This is a genomic window from Isoptericola sp. NPDC056573 (assembly GCF_042793335.1).
Lineage (GTDB): Bacteria > Actinomycetota > Actinomycetes > Actinomycetales > Cellulomonadaceae > Isoptericola.
Genome location: NZ_JBHTUY010000016.1, coordinates 44,689 through 60,312 on the forward strand (window position 1 = coordinate 44,689; position 15,624 = coordinate 60,312).

At 74.0% G+C, this 15,624-nt stretch carries 14 protein-coding genes and 1 tRNA gene; 11 read left to right on the forward strand and 4 right to left on the reverse strand.

Going from position 1 to position 15,624, the window contains the following annotated elements:
* Window positions 1-15: 15 nt before the first annotated feature.
* The 3 genes from ACFQ8E_RS20485 to topA all read left to right on the forward strand — a co-directional run bounded on the left by ACFQ8E_RS20485 (window position 16) and on the right by topA (window position 5,553).
* A complete protein-coding gene (locus ACFQ8E_RS20485) occupies window positions 16-1,617 on the forward strand; it encodes a hypothetical protein (RefSeq protein WP_430552409.1) in 1,602 nt (533 codons plus the stop codon).
* A gap of 64 nt (window positions 1,618-1,681) precedes the next feature.
* Entirely contained in the window at window positions 1,682-2,665 is a 984-nt protein-coding gene (locus ACFQ8E_RS20490; protein ID WP_430552410.1) for a phosphatase PAP2 family protein, read from the forward strand.
* Between the two features lie 134 nt (window positions 2,666-2,799).
* Window positions 2,800-5,553: a type I DNA topoisomerase gene (gene topA, locus ACFQ8E_RS20495; protein WP_430552411.1), complete on the forward strand. Its 2,754-nt coding sequence runs from the start codon at window positions 2,800-2,802 to the stop codon at window positions 5,551-5,553.
* Window positions 5,554-5,582: 29 nt separating this feature from the next.
* Here the strand turns inward: topA and ACFQ8E_RS20500 are convergent, their stop codons facing one another.
* On the reverse strand, window positions 5,583-5,789 hold the full coding sequence (locus ACFQ8E_RS20500) for a hypothetical protein (protein WP_430552412.1): 207 nt from the start codon (window positions 5,787-5,789) through the stop codon (window positions 5,583-5,585).
* Between the two features lie 73 nt (window positions 5,790-5,862).
* On the opposite strand from ACFQ8E_RS20500, the gene ACFQ8E_RS20505 reads away from it, so the two are divergent.
* A complete protein-coding gene (locus ACFQ8E_RS20505; RefSeq protein WP_430552413.1) occupies window positions 5,863-6,321 on the forward strand; it encodes a MarR family winged helix-turn-helix transcriptional regulator in 459 nt (152 codons plus the stop codon).
* A 46-nt stretch (window positions 6,322-6,367) separates the two neighbouring features.
* A complete protein-coding gene (locus ACFQ8E_RS20510) occupies window positions 6,368-7,429 on the forward strand; it encodes a Gfo/Idh/MocA family protein (protein WP_430552414.1) in 1,062 nt (353 codons plus the stop codon).
* A 22-nt stretch (window positions 7,430-7,451) separates the two neighbouring features.
* Here the strand turns inward: ACFQ8E_RS20510 and ACFQ8E_RS20515 are convergent, their stop codons facing one another.
* Complete coding sequence (locus tag ACFQ8E_RS20515; RefSeq protein ID WP_430552415.1) at window positions 7,452-7,868, reverse strand: pyridoxamine 5'-phosphate oxidase family protein; 417 nt, start codon at window positions 7,866-7,868, stop codon at window positions 7,452-7,454.
* Between the two features lie 102 nt (window positions 7,869-7,970).
* Between ACFQ8E_RS20515 and tmk the strand changes: the two genes are divergently transcribed.
* From tmk to ACFQ8E_RS20540, 5 genes are all read left to right on the forward strand, one after another.
* Entirely contained in the window at window positions 7,971-8,663 is a 693-nt protein-coding gene (gene tmk / locus ACFQ8E_RS20520) for a dTMP kinase (RefSeq protein WP_430552416.1), read from the forward strand.
* Entirely contained in the window at window positions 8,660-9,811 is a 1,152-nt protein-coding gene (locus ACFQ8E_RS20525) for a DNA polymerase III subunit delta' (protein WP_430552417.1), read from the forward strand. Before tmk ends, ACFQ8E_RS20525 begins: the two co-directional genes overlap by 4 nt.
* Before the next feature lie 108 nt (window positions 9,812-9,919).
* Window positions 9,920-11,605, forward strand: a complete 1,686-nt coding sequence (locus ACFQ8E_RS20530; RefSeq protein WP_430552418.1) for an enoyl-CoA hydratase-related protein — start codon at window positions 9,920-9,922, stop codon at window positions 11,603-11,605.
* The gene (locus tag ACFQ8E_RS20535) at window positions 11,602-12,207 is read left to right on the forward strand and encodes a hypothetical protein (protein ID WP_430552419.1); all 606 of its coding nucleotides are present in this window, start codon (window positions 11,602-11,604) and stop codon (window positions 12,205-12,207) included. The genes ACFQ8E_RS20530 and ACFQ8E_RS20535 overlap by 4 nt, the downstream gene beginning before the upstream one ends.
* A 41-nt stretch (window positions 12,208-12,248) precedes the next feature.
* Window positions 12,249-13,862: an alpha/beta hydrolase gene (locus tag ACFQ8E_RS20540; protein ID WP_430552420.1), complete on the forward strand. Its 1,614-nt coding sequence runs from the start codon at window positions 12,249-12,251 to the stop codon at window positions 13,860-13,862.
* 10 nt (window positions 13,863-13,872) lie between these two features.
* Here ACFQ8E_RS20540 and ACFQ8E_RS20545 read toward each other — a convergent pair whose 3' ends face one another.
* Complete coding sequence (locus tag ACFQ8E_RS20545) at window positions 13,873-14,775, reverse strand: PrsW family glutamic-type intramembrane protease (RefSeq protein ID WP_430552421.1); 903 nt, start codon at window positions 14,773-14,775, stop codon at window positions 13,873-13,875.
* Window positions 14,776-14,913: 138 nt separating this feature from the next.
* On the opposite strand from ACFQ8E_RS20545, the gene ACFQ8E_RS20550 reads away from it, so the two are divergent.
* Window positions 14,914-14,986: transfer RNA gene (locus ACFQ8E_RS20550), tRNA-Thr, on the forward strand.
* A 54-nt stretch (window positions 14,987-15,040) separates the two neighbouring features.
* On the opposite strand, the gene ACFQ8E_RS20555 is transcribed toward ACFQ8E_RS20550, so the two are convergent.
* Window positions 15,041-15,565, reverse strand: coding sequence for a VOC family protein (locus tag ACFQ8E_RS20555; protein ID WP_430552422.1), 525 nt, complete (start codon window positions 15,563-15,565; stop codon window positions 15,041-15,043).
* Window positions 15,566-15,624 lie beyond the last annotated feature (59 nt).

Here is a 15,624-nt window from a genome sequence, read left to right on the forward strand (position 1 = left end):
GGAGTACGGCGGTGGATGGCGTCGGTCGGTGCGGCGGTCGCGCTCGCCCTGGTCGCGACGGGGCTCGTCGTCCCGCCCGCGACGGCGGACGACGCCGGCGGCGACGCCACCGTCGTCGTCCCGACGGAGGAGCGCTGGTGGGTGGGGCAGGACGTCACCCTCGAGGTGACCGTCACCCAGGACGGCGCGCCGGGCATCGGCCAGATCACCTGGATGGCCGACGGCTACAGCTCGTCCCAGTGGCGGGCCTCCCTGACGGACGGTCGGGCCACGATCGTGGTCCCGACCGTCGACGACGCCGCCGGCCTGCACCGCGTCGTGGTGCGCCACGTCGACACGTCCGCGGCCGTCGACCCGGCCACCGGTCAGTACCCCGTCCGGTCGTGGGGCGCGGCCGATATCGAGCTCGCCGACCCCACGGTCCCGCTGCTGAACGCGACGTCGTGGCACTACGGCGACGCGCACGAGCTCCGCTTCGACCTCACCGGCACGGACGAGCCGAGGGAGGGCGAGGTGACCGTCGACCTCGGCGGCGGGGTGGAGCGGTCTGCGCCGCTGGTGGACGGTGTCGCCGCGTTCGCCCTCGACGGCACGGAGGTGGCCCGCTGGCGGACCCTCCGGTTCGTGCACAGGACCCTCGCGGGGGAACCCGTGTCGAGCTGGGGGGCCTGGGTGCAGGCCACGAGCAAGCCGGTCACGGTGAAGGCCACGGTGCCGTCCTCGGTCCGCTACGGCTCGGACGTCGTCGTGCCGGTGCGCGTCACGTCCACGCTCGGGACGCCCGTGGGGCGCGTGTCCGTCACGCGCAGCAGCGACGGGAAGTCGCTGGCCTCCGCCGCCGTGGTGGGCGGGAAGGCGACGCTGCGGTTCCCGGCGAGCAGGCTCGCGTTCGGCTACTCGTACCTGGCAATCGAGTTCGACGGCGCCCCGGAGTACGAGGAGCACGTCGACCGGTGGCACACGCTCGTCGTCCGCCCCCGGGCGACGTCCGTCGCCGTGTCGACCGGGAGGACGTGGACCTACGGCAAGGGGCGCCGGATCGCCGTGACCGTCTCGTCGCCCGGAGCCACGCCGACGGGCCGGGTCGAGCTGTGGTCGTACGGCAAGAAGCTGCGCACCGGCACGCTCGCGAAGGGGAAGGCGTCGCTGTACGTCCCCGCCACCGGCGTGAAGGCGCAGGGCGGTGAACCGCAGTACATGGTGGTCAAGTACGTCGGGCCGTCCACCTTCGAGCGGTCGCAGCGGGCCTGGAGCCAGAAGGTCGCCGAGGCGCGGCCGAAGGTCACGTTCCGCATGGACCGCACGTCGTTCCCCGCCGACTGGTCGGACCGTCGCTCGGTCCGCGCGACCGTCACGGTCACGACGGCGGGGCTCCCCGAGCGCGGCCGCCTGTGCCTCTGGACGCGCGACCCGCAGTCGTCGCAGTCCCGCTGGGCCGGCTGCTGGACCAACTGGTCGTGGAAGGTCGACGACGGGCGGCGGACCCTCCGTGTGCCCGGGGTGCTGCTGTCGGGCTCGCCCGGGAAGTCCTACATCAAGGTCCAGTACACCCCCAAGGACCAGAGCGTCCGCCAGGTCTTCTCCAACACCGTCACGCTGAGGCACACCCGCCCGTAGCGCGCGGAGAGGTCCCCACGCCGCGCATACGTTTCCGACACACCGGAATGGGTAGCGTGGCCCCGTGCTCACCGAGACGCGCCCCCCGACGCCGCCGACCCCCTCGCAGGGGACGGCGGGCGTCGGCGCGCCGATCCTGCCGGTCGGCGCGTGGCGTGGACGTCGGACCGTCCCGCAGGCGCGGACGGCGCCGCGCGTCGCCGCCGGGGTCGTGGCCGTCCTCGCCGTGCTCGGGGTGTGGCTCACCTGGCGGTTCTTCGTCGGGACGACCGCGGGCCAGCGCGTCGACGAGCTCGCGTTCGGCGGCGCGACCTACGGTCAGGGGCGCCTGTGGCAGGTCGCCGAGCCCGTGCTCGACGTCGTCTCCGTGGCGTTCGTCGTCGCGGGGGTCGGGGTGGCGATGCTCGTCGCCCTGGTGCGGCGCCGCTGGGTGCTGGCGCTGCAGGTCGCGGTGCTCGTGGCCGGCGCGAACGTCACGACCCAGGTGCTCAAGCACGGCGTCCTCGACCGGCCCGAGCTGCTGCCCGGGTGGACCGGCCCCAACACGCTGCCCAGCGGGCACACGACCGTGGCCGCGTCCGTGTCGGTCGCGCTGCTGCTCGTCACGCCGCGGGCCTGGCGGCCGGTGGTCGCGATCCTCGGTGCCGCCTACACGGCGGCCACCGGCGTCTCGACGCTCGTGGGGCAGTGGCACCGGCCGTCGGACGTCGTCGCCGCGGTGCTCGTCGTCCTGGCGTGGGGGGCCGCGGTCTGCGCGCTCGCGCCCGCGTCGTCGACGGACGAGCCGCACCGACGGGGCGGATCCTCGTCGGCACCGGGGTCGTACGTCGTGGCAGGCCTGCTGCTCGCCGCGTCGGCGGTCGGCGTCGTCGTCTCCGGCGGCACCCTCGTGGGGCTCGTCACGAACGGCGACCCGGTGCCCCTGTCGCCGGACCTCACCGCGTACGCGGCGGGCGTCCTGGGGGTGCTCGCGGTGACCGCGGCGGCGTTCGCGGCGCTCCTCGTGCTCCGGCAGCTCACCGCGCAGCCCCGCCGCACGTCTCGGTAGAGTGCCGCCCGGCGGCCGTGTCGGGGAAGTGACGAGCAGATGTCGTACCGTGACATGACCGGTCGGCCGGCCACCATCACCACCGCAGCAGCACGCCGCCCGCACCGCCGCAGCACCAGGGAAAGCAGGAACGGATGCCCCAGCCACGCAAGCTCGTGATCGTCGAGTCGCCCACCAAGGCCCGCAAGATCCAGGGCTACCTCGGTGACGACTTCGAGGTCGAGGCGAGCGTCGGGCACATCCGCGACCTGCCGCAGCCGCGCGACCTGCCGACGGACATGAAGAAGGGCCCGTACGGCAAGTTCGCCGTCGACGTCGACAACGGCTTCGACCCCTACTACGAGGTGCACGCGGACAAGAAGCAGAAGGTCCGCGAGCTGAAGAAGGCCCTCAAGGAGGCCGACGAGCTCTACCTCGCCACCGACGAGGACCGCGAGGGCGAGGCCATCGCCTGGCACCTCATCCAGGAGCTCAAGCCGAAGGTCCCGGTCAAGCGGATGGTGTTCCACGAGATCACCCGCGAGGCGATCCTGCGGGCGCTGGAGAACACCCGCGAGCTCGACGAGGACCTCGTCGACGCGCAGGAGACCCGCCGCATCCTCGACCGCCTCTACGGCTACGAGGTCTCGCCCGTGCTGTGGCGCAAGGTGCGCCAGGGCCTCTCCGCGGGCCGTGTGCAGTCCGTCGCGACGCGGCTGGTCGTGGAGCGCGAGCGGGAGCGCATGGCGTTCGTCCCCGCCGACTACTGGGACGTCACCGGGCAGTTCGCGCCGACCGAGGGGGACGACGCCGGGCAGGCGTTCCGCGCCCGCCTCACCGGCCTCGGGGCCGACCGCGTGGCGTCCGGCCGCGACTTCGACGACCGCGGCCGCCTCAAGGTCCGCACGGGCGTGGTCCAGCTCGACGAGGCGTCGGCGCGCGCCGTCGTCGCGGGCCTCGCGGACGCCGCCTTCGCCGTCCGGTCGCTCGAGACCAAGCCCTACTCCCGCAAGCCGGCCGCGCCGTTCACCACCTCGACGATGCAGCAGGAGGCCGGCCGCAAGCTCCGCATGAGCGCGCGCCAGGCGATGCGCACCGCGCAGGCGCTGTACGAGAACGGCTACATCACCTACATGCGTACGGACTCGCCGTCGCTGTCCGCGGAGGCGACCGACGCCGCGCGCCGGCAGGCGGCCGAGCTGTACGGCCCCGAGTACGTGCCGGGCGCCCCGCGCCTGTACGCGTCCAAGAGCAAGGGCGCGCAGGAGGCGCACGAGGCGATCCGCCCCGCGGGCGACTCGTTCCGCACCCCCGCCCAGGTGGCCCGCGAGATCTCCGGAGACCAGTTCAAGCTGTACGAGCTGATCTGGAAGCGCACCGTGGCCTCGCAGATGGCCGACGCCAAGGGGTCGACGGCGTCCGTGCGGCTCGCGGCCTCGCTGACCGGCGCCGCGGGCGAGCTCGTGGGCCGCGACGCCGTGTTCTCGGCGTCCGGCACCGTCATCACCTTCCGTGGCTTCCTGGCCGCGTACGAGGAGGGCACGGACGTCGCCGAGGGGGACGGCGCCGGCGCGTCGGGCAAGGACGCGCGGCTGCCGCGCATGGCCGAGGGCGACCCGCTGCGCGGCGACGACCTCGCCGCCGAGGGGCACTCGACCACGCCGCCCGCCCGCTACACGGAGGCGTCGCTGGTCAAGGCGCTGGAGGAGCTCGGCATCGGGCGCCCGTCCACGTACGCGGCGACCATCTCGACGGTCCAGGACCGCGGCTACGTGCGCACCAAGGGCCAGGCGCTGGTGCCCACCTGGCTCGCGTTCGCCGTCGTGAAGCTGCTCGAGGAGCACTTCCGCTGGCTGGTCGACTACGACTTCACGGCCGAGATGGAGGCCGACCTCGACCAGATCGCGTCGGGCAGCCGGGACCGCGTGGCCTGGCTGACGCGGTTCTACTTCGGCGACGGCTCGGGCGACAGCACCGGCTGGGGCCTGCACGAGCTGGTGGAGAACCTCGGCGAGATCGACCCCGTGGCGATCAACTCGGTCGAGATCGGCGAGGGCATCCGGGTGCGCGTCGGCCGGTACGGCCCGTACGTCGAGGACCTGGGCGCCGAGGTCGAGGAGGGGCAGAGCCCGCCGCGCGCGTCCATCCCCGACGACGTCGCGCCCGACGAGCTCACCGTGGCGAAGGCGCGCGAGCTGCTGGCCGCCGGCGCCGAGGACGGCAAGGTGCTCGGCACGGACCCGGTGTCGGGCAACGAGATCATCGCGAAGAACGGCCGCTACGGCCCGTACGTCACCGAGGTGCTCGACCTGCCGGAGATCGACCCGAGCCTCTCGGCGGCGGCGCAGAAGAAGGCGAAGGCCGCGCAGCCGAAGCCGCGCACCGGGTCGCTGCTCAAGTCGATGACGCTCGAGACGGTGACGATCGACGACGCGCTGAAGATCCTGTCACTGCCGCGCGTCGTGGGCACCGACCCCGAGTCGGGCGACGAGATCACCGCCCAGAACGGCCGCTACGGCCCGTACCTCAAGAAGGGCACGGACTCGCGGACCATCGCGTCGGAGGAGCAGCTCTTCACCATCACGCTGGACGAGGCGCTGAAGATCTACGCCGAGCCGAAGCGCGGGCGGGGCGCCCGCGCGGCCACCCCGCCGCTGCGGGAGCTGGGCGACGACCCGACCAGCGGCAAGCCGATCGTGGTCAAGGACGGCCGCTTCGGTGCGTACGTCACCGACGGCGAGACCAACCGGACGCTGCCGCGCGACCTGACGCCCGAGAGCATCACGCCCGAGCGGGCCGTCGAGCTGCTGGCGGAGAAGCGGGCGGCCGGCCCGGCCAAGAAGCGCACGACGACGCGCAAGCCCGCCGCGAAGAAGCCGGCGACGAAGAAGCCGGCCGCCAAGAAGTAGCGCGACGGCCCTCGCACGGCCTGAGGCGGTCAGTCCTCGCGCTCGACGAGGTACACGTGCCCGTCGGGGCGGGTGACGCGCTGCAGGGAGCGGCGCAGCGCGGCGTCGCGGGCGAGGTCCTCCGCGCTGGGCGGGATCGGCGGCGTACGGCGGATCGACGCGGGCCCGAAGAACCTCAGGAGGCTCTCGGTGACCTTCATGCCCCAGGTCCGGTCGTCGTCCTCGCGGCGTGCCATGACACTCCCTCAGCAAAGCTTGGTGGGCCAACCATTGGTGCGCCAACTATATGCCGACTCGTAGGGTGGGCGCATGGACCTGCCCGCCGACCCGCTGCGCCTCGAGGCGCAGGTGTGCTTCTCGCTCTCGGCGGCCGCCCGGGCGATGGTGTCGATCTACCGCCCGATCCTCGAGCCGCTCGGGCTCACCCACCCGCAGTACCTCGTGATGCTCGGGCTGTGGCAGGACGACCGCGCCGGCGCGACGACGACGGTCACCGGGCTGAGCGCGCGGCTCCTGCTCGACCCGGGCACGCTCTCGCCGCTGCTCAAGCGGCTGGAGCGCCAGGGGCTGCTGGAGCGCCGCCGCGGCGCCGGCGACGCGCGCGTCGTCGAGCTGCACCTCACCGCGACGGGTCGCGCGCTGCGGGACCAGGCGGAGGAGGTACCTGCGAAGGTGGTCGCGGCGAGCGGGCTGAGCCTGGTGGAGCTGGAGCAGGTGCGGGACGTCGCCAACCGGGTGGTGGCGGCGTCGGGCGGCGTCCCGGCCTGAGACCCGACCCTCCGCGGGTCGCCGCCCGGCGGGTACCGTGTCGGCCATGACCGACGTCACACCCGCCTCGTTCGCGCCCGGCCTCACCACCGACGACCTTCTCGGGACGGTGCCCGACCCGCGGACCGCTCCGGCCGTGCGCTGGGGCGTGCTCGGCGCCGGCAACATCGCCGGGTCCTTCTCCGACGGCGTCCGGCAGCACACGGCGGCGTCCGTCGTCGCGGTGGGCTCGCGCGACGTCGCCAAGGCCGAGGCGTTCGCGGCGGCACACGCCCCGGGCGCGCGGGCGCACGGCGACTACGACGCGCTGGTGACCGACCCCGACGTCGACGTCGTGTACGTCGCGACGCCGCACTCGCACCACTACGAGCACGCGCTGCTGGCGATCCGGGCGGGCAAGCACGTGCTCGTCGAGAAGGCCTTCACCCAGGACACCGCGCAGGCCCGCGAGGTGCTCGACGCCGCGCGCGCGGCCGGCGTCTTCGTCATGGAGGCGATGTGGACGCGGTTCCTGCCGCACGTCGCGGCGCTGCGCGGCGTGATCGCGCGCGGCGAGATCGGCCGCGTCGTGGGCGTGATCGCGGACCACGGCCAGCAGTTCCCCTTCGACCCCGCCCACCGGCTCTACGCCCCGGGGCTGGCCGGCGGCGCGCTGCTGGACCTCGGCGTCTACCCGGTGTCCTTCGCGCACGACCTGCTCGGCGCGCCCGAGACCGTCACCGCGGTCGGCGCGCTCACCGAGACGGGCGTCGACGGCCAGATCGGCATGGTGCTGGGCTACCCCGGGGGCACGCAGGCCACCCTGTCCACCACGCTGTGGGCGCGCACCGCGAACACGGCCGTGATCTCGGGCACCGAGGGACGGATCGAGGTGGCGCGCACGTTCTACGCGCCGACGTCGTTCACGGTCGAGCGGCACGACGGCGCCACCTGGGCGTACGACGGCTTCCGCGGCGAGGGCAAGCAGTACCAGGCCGCCGAGGTGGCGCGCCGCGTCGCGGCGGGGGACGTCGAGAGCCCGCGCATGTCGTGGGACGGCACGCTCGAGGTCATGCGCACCATGGACGACGTCCGCCGCCAGGTGGGCGTCGTCTACCCGGGGGAGTGACCCGGGCCCTCGGCGGGGACGGTCAGCGCAGGTCGCCAGGCACGAGCCGGCGGCCGGAGACCTCGCTCGGCGCGATGCGGATCCACACCGTCTTGCCGTCCTCGAGGTAGCTGACGAGCCCGGTCGTGCGCGCCTCGGCCAGGTCGTCCTCGTGCTCGAGGATCTGGGCGCGGCCCTTGACCACGACGCTCCACGCCCCGTCGTCGCCGATCTCGTCGGCCTCGAACGCGACCCGAGGGCTGATCGTCACCTCGGCGAGCTTGGTGCCGGGCTTGGTGCGCAGGAAGATGCGCTGGTCGGCGACCGCGAAGCTCACGGGGAAGATCTCCGGCTCGCCGGCCACCGACGTGACCAACCGGCCGATCTTCTGCCCGGCGAGCAGCGACCAGGACTCTTCCTCGGTGAGCACGGTCTGGGACGGCTGCGGCGGGGTGGACATCGAACCTCCTGCGTGTCGAGGGATCACTGCCATCGTGCCCCCGCACGGTGCCCGGCGCTACGGCGGGCGGCGGTGTCGTCGGTCACGGCTAGGGTGTCCGGCGTGAGCAGCGCACCCGGGTACTTCGTCTCGTTCGAGGGCGGCGACGGCGCCGGCAAGTCCACGCACGTGCGCCTGCTGGGCGAGTGGCTGCACGAGGTCACGGGCCGGGAGGTCGTCGTGACGCGGGAGCCCGGCGGCACGGACCTGGGCGCCACGCTGCGCCGGGAGGTGCTGCACGGCGAGGACCTCGACCCCCGCACGGAGGCCCTGCTGTACGCGGCGGACCGCGCCCACCACGTCGCCACGGTGGTGCGGCCGGCGCTCGCGCGCGGGGCCGTGGTCGTCACCGACCGCTACCTCGACTCCTCCGTGGCGTACCAGGCCGGCGGTCGGGAGCTGTCGGAGGAGGAGATCGAGGCGCTCTCCCTGTGGGCCACGGCCGACCTGCTGCCCGACGTCACGGTGCTGCTGGACCTCGACCCGCTGGTCGGCGCCGCCCGGCTGTCGGGCGAGCCGGACCGGCTGGAGCGGGCGGGCGACGAGTTCCACCGCCGCACGCGGGAGACGTTCCTGCGCCGGGCCGCCGCCGACCCCGAGCGCTGGGTCGTCGTGGACGCCTCGGCGAGCCTGGACGACGTGCAGGCACAGGTGCGCGTGGACGTCGCCGCCCGGCTCGACCTCACCCCCGTGGTCGAGGAGGCCGCGACCGTGCAGGACACCGAGGGGGACAAGGCCGGGGAGGGTCTCGCGTGAGCGTGTGGGACGACGTCGTCGGTCAGCCGGACGCCGTCGCCACGCTGCGCCGCGCCGCCACCGATCCGGCCGCGATGACGCACGCGTGGCTGCTCACCGGCCCTCCCGGCTCGGGCCGGTCGGTCGCGGCGCGGGCGTTCGCCGCGGCGCTGCAGTGCACCGGCACCGACGGCGAGACCGGTGGCTGCGGGCGGTGCCGCGCCTGCACGACGACGCTGGCAGGCACGCACCCGGACCTCACGGTCGTCGCCACGGACAAGGTCGTCATCACCATCGACGAGGTGCGCGACCTCATCATGACCGCGGCACGCACGCCGTCCTCCGGCCGGTACCGCGTGATCGTCGTCGAGGACGCGGACCGCATGGCTGAGCGCACCACCAACGTGCTGCTCAAGGCCATCGAGGAGCCGCCGCCGCACACCGTCTGGGTGCTGTGCGCCCCGAGCGCGCAGGACGTGCTGCCCACCATCCGGTCCCGCTGCCGCGGCGTCGTGCTGCGCGTGCCGCCCGCGCAGGACGTCGCGGACCTGCTGGTGCGCCGCGACGGCATCGACCCGGCGGTCGCGCTCACCGCGGCGCGCGCCGCCCAGTCGCACGTCGGGCTCGCCCGCCGGCTCGCCCGGGACGCCGACGCGCGCGAGCGTCGCGACGCCGTCCTCGAGATCGCGCGGCGCATCCGCGGCGTCGGGGACGCCGTGCTCGCCGCGGGGGAGCTGGTGGACGTCGCGAAGGCCGAGGCCGTGGCGGCCACGACGGAGCGCGACGCCGTCGAGAAGGCGGAGCTGATGCGCGCCCTCGGCGTGCAGGACGGCGACACCCTGCCGCCCCGGCTGCGCTCGCAGCTCAAGCAGCTCGAGGACGACCAGAAGCGGCGCGCCACGCGCCGCCAGCGCGACGTGCTCGACCGGTCGATGGTGGACCTCCTGTCCCTGTACCGGGACGTGCTCGTGGTGCAGCTGGGCGCCGCGGTCGACCTGGTGAACGCCGAGCACGACGGCACCGTGCGCGCGCTCGCCGCGGACTCGACGCCCGAGCAGACCATCCGCCGGATGGACGCGATCGGCGTCGCCCGCGAGCGGCTCGAGGGCAACGTGGCGCCGCTCCTGGCGCTCGAGGCGATGGCCGTCGCGCTCCGCCCCCAGGGGTGACCACCCCGCGCGGGTCTCGCGGGCGACAGTTGCCTCATCACCCCTTCATGCGGTGAGGTGTTCCGCGGCGGGGGCCATGGTGGCCCCATGACCAGACTGGGGGTTGGCATGAGGATCCTGCTGCTCGTCTCGGCGTTCAACGGGCTCACACAACGCGTGTGGGGGCACCTGGCGGACCGGGGCCACGACGTGGGCGTCGAGCTGGCGCCGGCGTTCGGCTCGCCGGAGGAGCTGACGGCGCGGGTCGAGGAGATCGGCCCGGACCTGATCCTCGCGCCGTTCCTCAAGCACCGGGTGCCCGAGGACGTCTGGCGGCGCTGGACCACCGTCGTCGTGCACCCCGGACCGGTGGGCGACCGCGGTCCGTCCTCCCTCGACCACGCGATCCTCGACGGCCGCGACCGGTGGGGCGTGACCGCGCTGTCCACGGTGGAGGAGATGGACGCCGGCCCGGTGTGGGCGACGTCGACGTTCGCGCTCCCCACGGTCCCCGTCGCCAAGAGCGCCCTGTACAACGGGCTCGTGGCCGACGCCGCGCTGGCGTGCGTCGACGAGGTGCTGCGCAAGGTCGCGGCGGGGGAGGACCCGACGCCCGCCGACCGGCTCGAGCGCGAGGTGCCGGGAACCGGCGAGCTGCCGCTGCTGCGCCGGGCGGCGTTCGAGCTCGACCTGTCCCGCCCCGCCGCCGAGCTGGCGCGCACGATCGCGGCGGCCGACGGTGCGCCCGGCGCCCCCGCGACGCTCCAGGGCGCGCGCTACTGCCTGTTCGACGCCGTCGCGGTCCCCGAGCCGGTGGACCCGCTGGCCGCCCCCGGCATGGTGGTGGGGCGCGACGAGGACGCCGTGGCGATCGCCACCGGCGACGGCACCCTGTGGGTCGGGTACGCCGCGACCCTGGCCGAGAAGCGCGGCACCAAGCTGCCCGCGTCGTGGGTGCTCGACGTCGCCGGCGTGCCGTTCCGCCCGGCGCCGGCCGCTCTCGCCGAGTCCGTGTACGAGCGCGACGGCGACGTCGGCTACCTCACGATCCGGTCGTACAGCGGCGCCATGCACACCCAGCAGTGCCGCCGTCTCACGACCGCGGTCGAGAAGGCCCTGACGGAGGACACGCGGGTGCTCGTGGTGCGCGGCACCGAGCACGCGTTCTCGAACGGCATCCACCTGGGCGCGATCGAGGCGGCCGCCGACCCGGCCGCCGAGGCGTGGGCCAACATCCAGGCCATCGACGACCTGTGCGAGGCGATCGCCGCGGCCGACCAGCTCACCGTGGCCGCGTTCACCGCGAACGCGGGCGCGGGCGGCGTGATGGCGGGCCTGTGCGCCGACGTCGTCGTCGCGCGCGACGGCGTCGTGCTCAACCCGTACTACGACATGGGCATCTTCGGCTCCGAGCTCCACACGTGGACCGTCGCGTCCCGCCTCGGCGAGGTCGACGCCGACCGGCTGCTCAGCGCGAAGCTGCCGGTGTCCGTCGCGGAGGCGGCGCGGACCGGCCTGGTGGACGCCGTCGGCCCGCGCGACCCGGAGCGGTTCGCCGGGTGGCTGGCCGACCGCGCCGCCGCGCTGACGACGCCCGAGCGCCGGGCCGAGGTCGCGGCCGCGGCCCAGGTGCGCGCGCCCCGCCGTCCGCTGTCGTACTACCGCACGATCGAGCTCGCGGAGATGGCGCGCGACCTCTTCGACGACCGGCGCGGCTTCGCGGCCAAGCGGCGCGACTTCCTGCGCAAGGCGGCCCCGCAGGAGACGCCCGAGCGGTTGCGGTTCGCGGACGTCCGCGAGACGGTCGCCCGGTGACGGATCGCACCCTCCGCGCCCTCCGCGGTCCCCTGCTGGCCGGCGCCGTGGCCGCCCTCGCCGTGCTCGTGACGGCCTGCGCGTCCGGTGGTTCACCGGGCAGCGGGTCGACGTCGGGCTCGCCCGCGCCGTCGTCGCCGGCAGCGCCGTCGTCGAGCCCTTCACCGAGCTCGCCGGCCGGCCCCTCATCCAGCCCGGCACCGTCCGACGGCGCGGCCGCACCGGAGCCCGGGGAGCACGTGCGCGGCCTGCCCGACGGCGCCGAGGGGACGTTCGACAGCCCCGCCGGGGCCGCCTGGTCGCCCACCCCCGGTGTGCTGCTGGTGGTGACGTACGGGTCGAGCTCGTGCCCGCGGGTGGCGGAGGCCGAGGCCGCCTGGGACGACGCGCACGAGGCGGTCGTCGTCGGCATGGTGGAACCGGACCCGGGCCCGTGCACGATGGACTACGCGCCGACGACGAGCGCCGTCGCCGTCCCGTCCGACGCCGACGCGGGGACGCCGGTGACCGTGCGCCTCGGGGACCTGGGCGAGGTCGAGGTGAGGCCGCGCGCGAAGGACGCCACGGCAGGCCCCGTGGCCTGGGTCCCGGCCGCGGGCTGAGCACGTCGGACCGGGGTCCGCGGCGACGGTAGGTTGGGCGGGTGATTTCCGACGAGCGCCGCCCGACCGCCCGCCGCACGACCTCCCTCCGCGCGAGCCTCCGTCGCTCGAGCCTCCGACGCTCGGGCCTGCGCGGCGCCGCCGCCGTCGTCGCCGCGGCCGTGCTGCTCGCCGGGTGCACGTCGCCCGCCAAGGAGCAGTCGCCGGTGGGCCCGGCCTCCGGGCCCGCCGCGTCGCAGGCCCCCGAGGGCTTCGAGCAGTACTACGGGCAGTCGCTCGAGTGGGAGGACTGCGAGGACGGCCTGCAGTGCGCGACGGCGTCGGCGCCGCTGTCCTGGCAGGACGCGGACGCGGGCAGCATCGAGCTGTCCCTGGTGCGCAACCCTGCGGACGGCAAGGACCCGGAGGGCTCGCTGCTGGTGAACCCCGGCGGGCCGGGTGCGTCGGGCGTCGACTTCGTGCGCGGCGACGCGCAGGGCGGTGGTGCGACGTTCGGCAAGCGGCTGCAGGACGCGTTCGACATCGTCGGGTTCGACCCGCGCGGCGTGCAGCGCTCCACCCCGCTCACGTGCTTCGACGACGCCCGCAAGGACGAGTCGCTGGCCAAGGACTTCGACCGCAGCACCGACGCCGGCCTCCAGGCGATGCAGGAGGAGTACGAGGCGTGGAACGCGGCGTGCGCCGAGAACTCGGGCGCGGTCCTCGGCCACGTGGACACGCAGAGCGCGGCGCGCGACATGGACATGCTGCGCGCGGTGCTCGGCGACGACGCCCTGAACTACCTCGGCTTCTCCTACGGCACCCAGCTCGGCGCGACGTACGCGGGGCTGTTCCCGGACCGCGCCGGCCGTCTCGTGCTGGACGGCGCGATCGACACCACGCTGAGCTCGGAGGAGATCTCCCACGGGCAGGCGGTCGGCTTCGAGAACGCGCTGCGGGCCTACGTGCAGGACTGCCAGGCGGGCGCGGACTGCCCGCTCACCGGCTCGGTCGACGACGGCATGCGGCAGATCCGGCAGGTGCTGGACCACGCCTTCGAGCGGCCGTACCCCACGTCCAGCTCGGGGCGCACGGTCACGCAGAGCCTCGCCTTCTACGGGATCGCCGTCACCCTCTACAACCAGGGCAGCTGGCCCGCCCTCACCCAGGGCCTGGACGAGGCCATCAACGAGGGCACCGGCGACGTGCTGCTCTACCTGTCCGACCAGTACTTCGACCGGAACGCGGACGGCAGCTACTCGTCCAACTCGGAGGAGGCGCTGCGCGGCGTGAACTGCCTGGACGACCGGGCCACGACCGACGTCGACCAGATGCGGGCCGACGCCGCAGCGATCGAGAAGGACGCGCCGACGATGGGCTCGTTCTTCGGCTACGGCGGGCTGACGTGCGCCGGGGCGGAGTACCCCCAGGTGGAGCAGGAGTTCGACCTGGAGGCGAAGGGCGCGCCGCCCATCGTCGTCGTTGGCACGACCAACGACCCGGCCACGCCGTACGTGTGGGCCGAGGGGCTGGCGAGCACCCTCGACTCCGGTGTGCTGCTCACCTACCAGGGCGAGGGCCACACCGCCTACCAGCCGTCACGGGGCTGCGTGGCCGACGCCGTCGAGTCCTACCTCGTGGACGGGGACGTGCCGGCGGACGGCACCACCTGCTGACGGCTCGGGCTCAGACGGACACCTCGGCCGGGCGCTTCGCGCGCGCCCAGTGCCGCAGGGCGAGCACGCCCAGCACGGAGATGACGACGAGCCCGAGGACGTAGAACACGGTCGACCACGTCGAGGCGTTGTCGGACGCGACCGGCAGCAGCTGGCCGTAGGCGAGCTCGTAGTGCACGCCGCCCGTGACCTTGAGCGCGAGGTAGGCGGAGATGAAGCCCATCGAGTCCCACAGGGCGTGCAGCGCGACCACCGCGAGGTAGGCGAGCACGACGCCGCCCGTGAAGCGGTACCTCCCGGCCGCCGACGCCGCGCCGAAGATCGCCGCGCCGAGGATCGCCGTCCACAGCACGTGCCCGACCGGCGTGAGCAGGCCGCGCACGGCCTCCGTCTGCAGCAGGGCGTTGAGGTCGATCTGGCCCAGGCGGGTGAGGCTCGCGTTGAACGCGTAGCCCGCGGACTCGAAGGCCGCGAACCCGGCGCCGACCGTCGCGCCGAGGAGAGCGCCCTTGAGCCCCGTCTTCTCGGCGACCCGCGCGCCCACCACGAGGAACACGGCGATCTTCACGGCCTCCTCGATCGCGCCCACGCCCACATAGATCCACAGCGACGGCGACAGGTGCGACTCCAGGATCGACGCGCCCAGCACGCCGAAGATGCCGCCGAAGAAGAACGCCCCCAGCAGCAGCATGATGTCGATCGAGCCGTGCGCCTTCTCCACGACGAACAGCACCACGCTGAACGGCACGAGGAAGCTGCCCAGCAGGATCACCGTCGGGATGAGGTTCGAGTTCTGGGTGCTGAACGTCACCACGGCGGTGACGGCCCACAGCAGGATGCCGAGGACGAGCGTCTTCCACCACCACCCTCGGCCCGTGGTGATGACCGTGCTCTGCGTCGTCGTGGGCTGCATGGGCACGAGTATGCGGAGGTCAGCACGGCCTGTCGCGCGGAAGCGGCGCGGCCCGGAGCCTGCGGTTTTGGAGACGGCCCCGCGCGTCGGGTACTGTAGGCGCGCCCGTTGATCCGGTTCCGCACCGGTGCACGGCACGCCGCCTTAGCTCAGTCGGTAGAGCGATTCACTCGTAATGAATAGGTCATCAGTTCGATTCTGATAGGCGGCTCAGCACGGAAGGCCCGGAACCTCGCGGTTCCGGGCCTTCGTCGTCCCGCGGTGCTCAGCGCACGGGCGCGCTGCTGCGGCCGTGCGACCGTCCGCTCAGCTCGGCGTCGAGCGTCTCCTGCGCGACGCGCATCTGGTCGGCGAACTCGGGCTGCTGCAGGCGCTGCCACACGAGCTCCTCGGGCACGTCCTCGACGTGGCTCACGACCCACCAGACGTTGCCGAACGGGTCCTTGACGCGTCCGCCGCGCTGACCGAAGGCGCTGTCGGAGAGGTCCGTCACGACCTGCGCGCCCGCCGCGACGGCCTTCGCGAAGGTTGCGTCGGCGTCGGGCACGAAGACGCGCAGCAGGCTGGGCATGGCGGGCCACTCGGGGCGACGGTCGAACCCGAGCAGGACGGTGTCGCCCACGCGGGTCTCGCCGTGGCCGATCGAGCCGTCCTCGGTGGCGACGCGGGCGATCTCCTCGCCGTCGAACACCTCCGTGACGAAGTCGAGGAAGGCGCCGGTGTCGTCCGTGACGACCCACGGGGCGACGGTCGTGTAGCCGTCCGGGGCGGTGCTCTGACGTGCGGTCATGGTGCTCTCCCGTCGTGGTGCGTGCGCTGGTTCCCCCACGCTAGGCACGAAAGAGGACT

Excerpts from the sequence above, each read along its gene's own strand:
- ACFQ8E_RS20485 (WP_430552409.1), top strand. The coding sequence starts at position 16 with ATGGCGTCGGTCGGTGCGGCGGTCGCGCTCGCCCTGGTCGCGACGGGG.
- topA (WP_430552411.1), top strand. The coding sequence starts at position 2,800 with ATGCCCCAGCCACGCAAGCTCGTGATCGTCGAGTCGCCCACCAAGGCC.
- ACFQ8E_RS20500 (WP_430552412.1), bottom strand. The coding sequence starts at position 5,789 with ATGGCACGCCGCGAGGACGACGACCGGACCTGGGGCATGAAGGTCACC.
- ACFQ8E_RS20505 (WP_430552413.1), top strand. The coding sequence starts at position 5,863 with ATGGACCTGCCCGCCGACCCGCTGCGCCTCGAGGCGCAGGTGTGCTTC.
- ACFQ8E_RS20510 (WP_430552414.1), top strand. The coding sequence starts at position 6,368 with ATGACCGACGTCACACCCGCCTCGTTCGCGCCCGGCCTCACCACCGAC.
- ACFQ8E_RS20515 (WP_430552415.1), bottom strand. The coding sequence starts at position 7,868 with ATGTCCACCCCGCCGCAGCCGTCCCAGACCGTGCTCACCGAGGAAGAG.
- ACFQ8E_RS20530 (WP_430552418.1), top strand. The coding sequence starts at position 9,920 with ATGAGGATCCTGCTGCTCGTCTCGGCGTTCAACGGGCTCACACAACGC.
- ACFQ8E_RS20545 (WP_430552421.1), bottom strand. The coding sequence starts at position 14,775 with ATGCAGCCCACGACGACGCAGAGCACGGTCATCACCACGGGCCGAGGG.
- ACFQ8E_RS20555 (WP_430552422.1), bottom strand. The coding sequence starts at position 15,565 with ATGACCGCACGTCAGAGCACCGCCCCGGACGGCTACACGACCGTCGCC.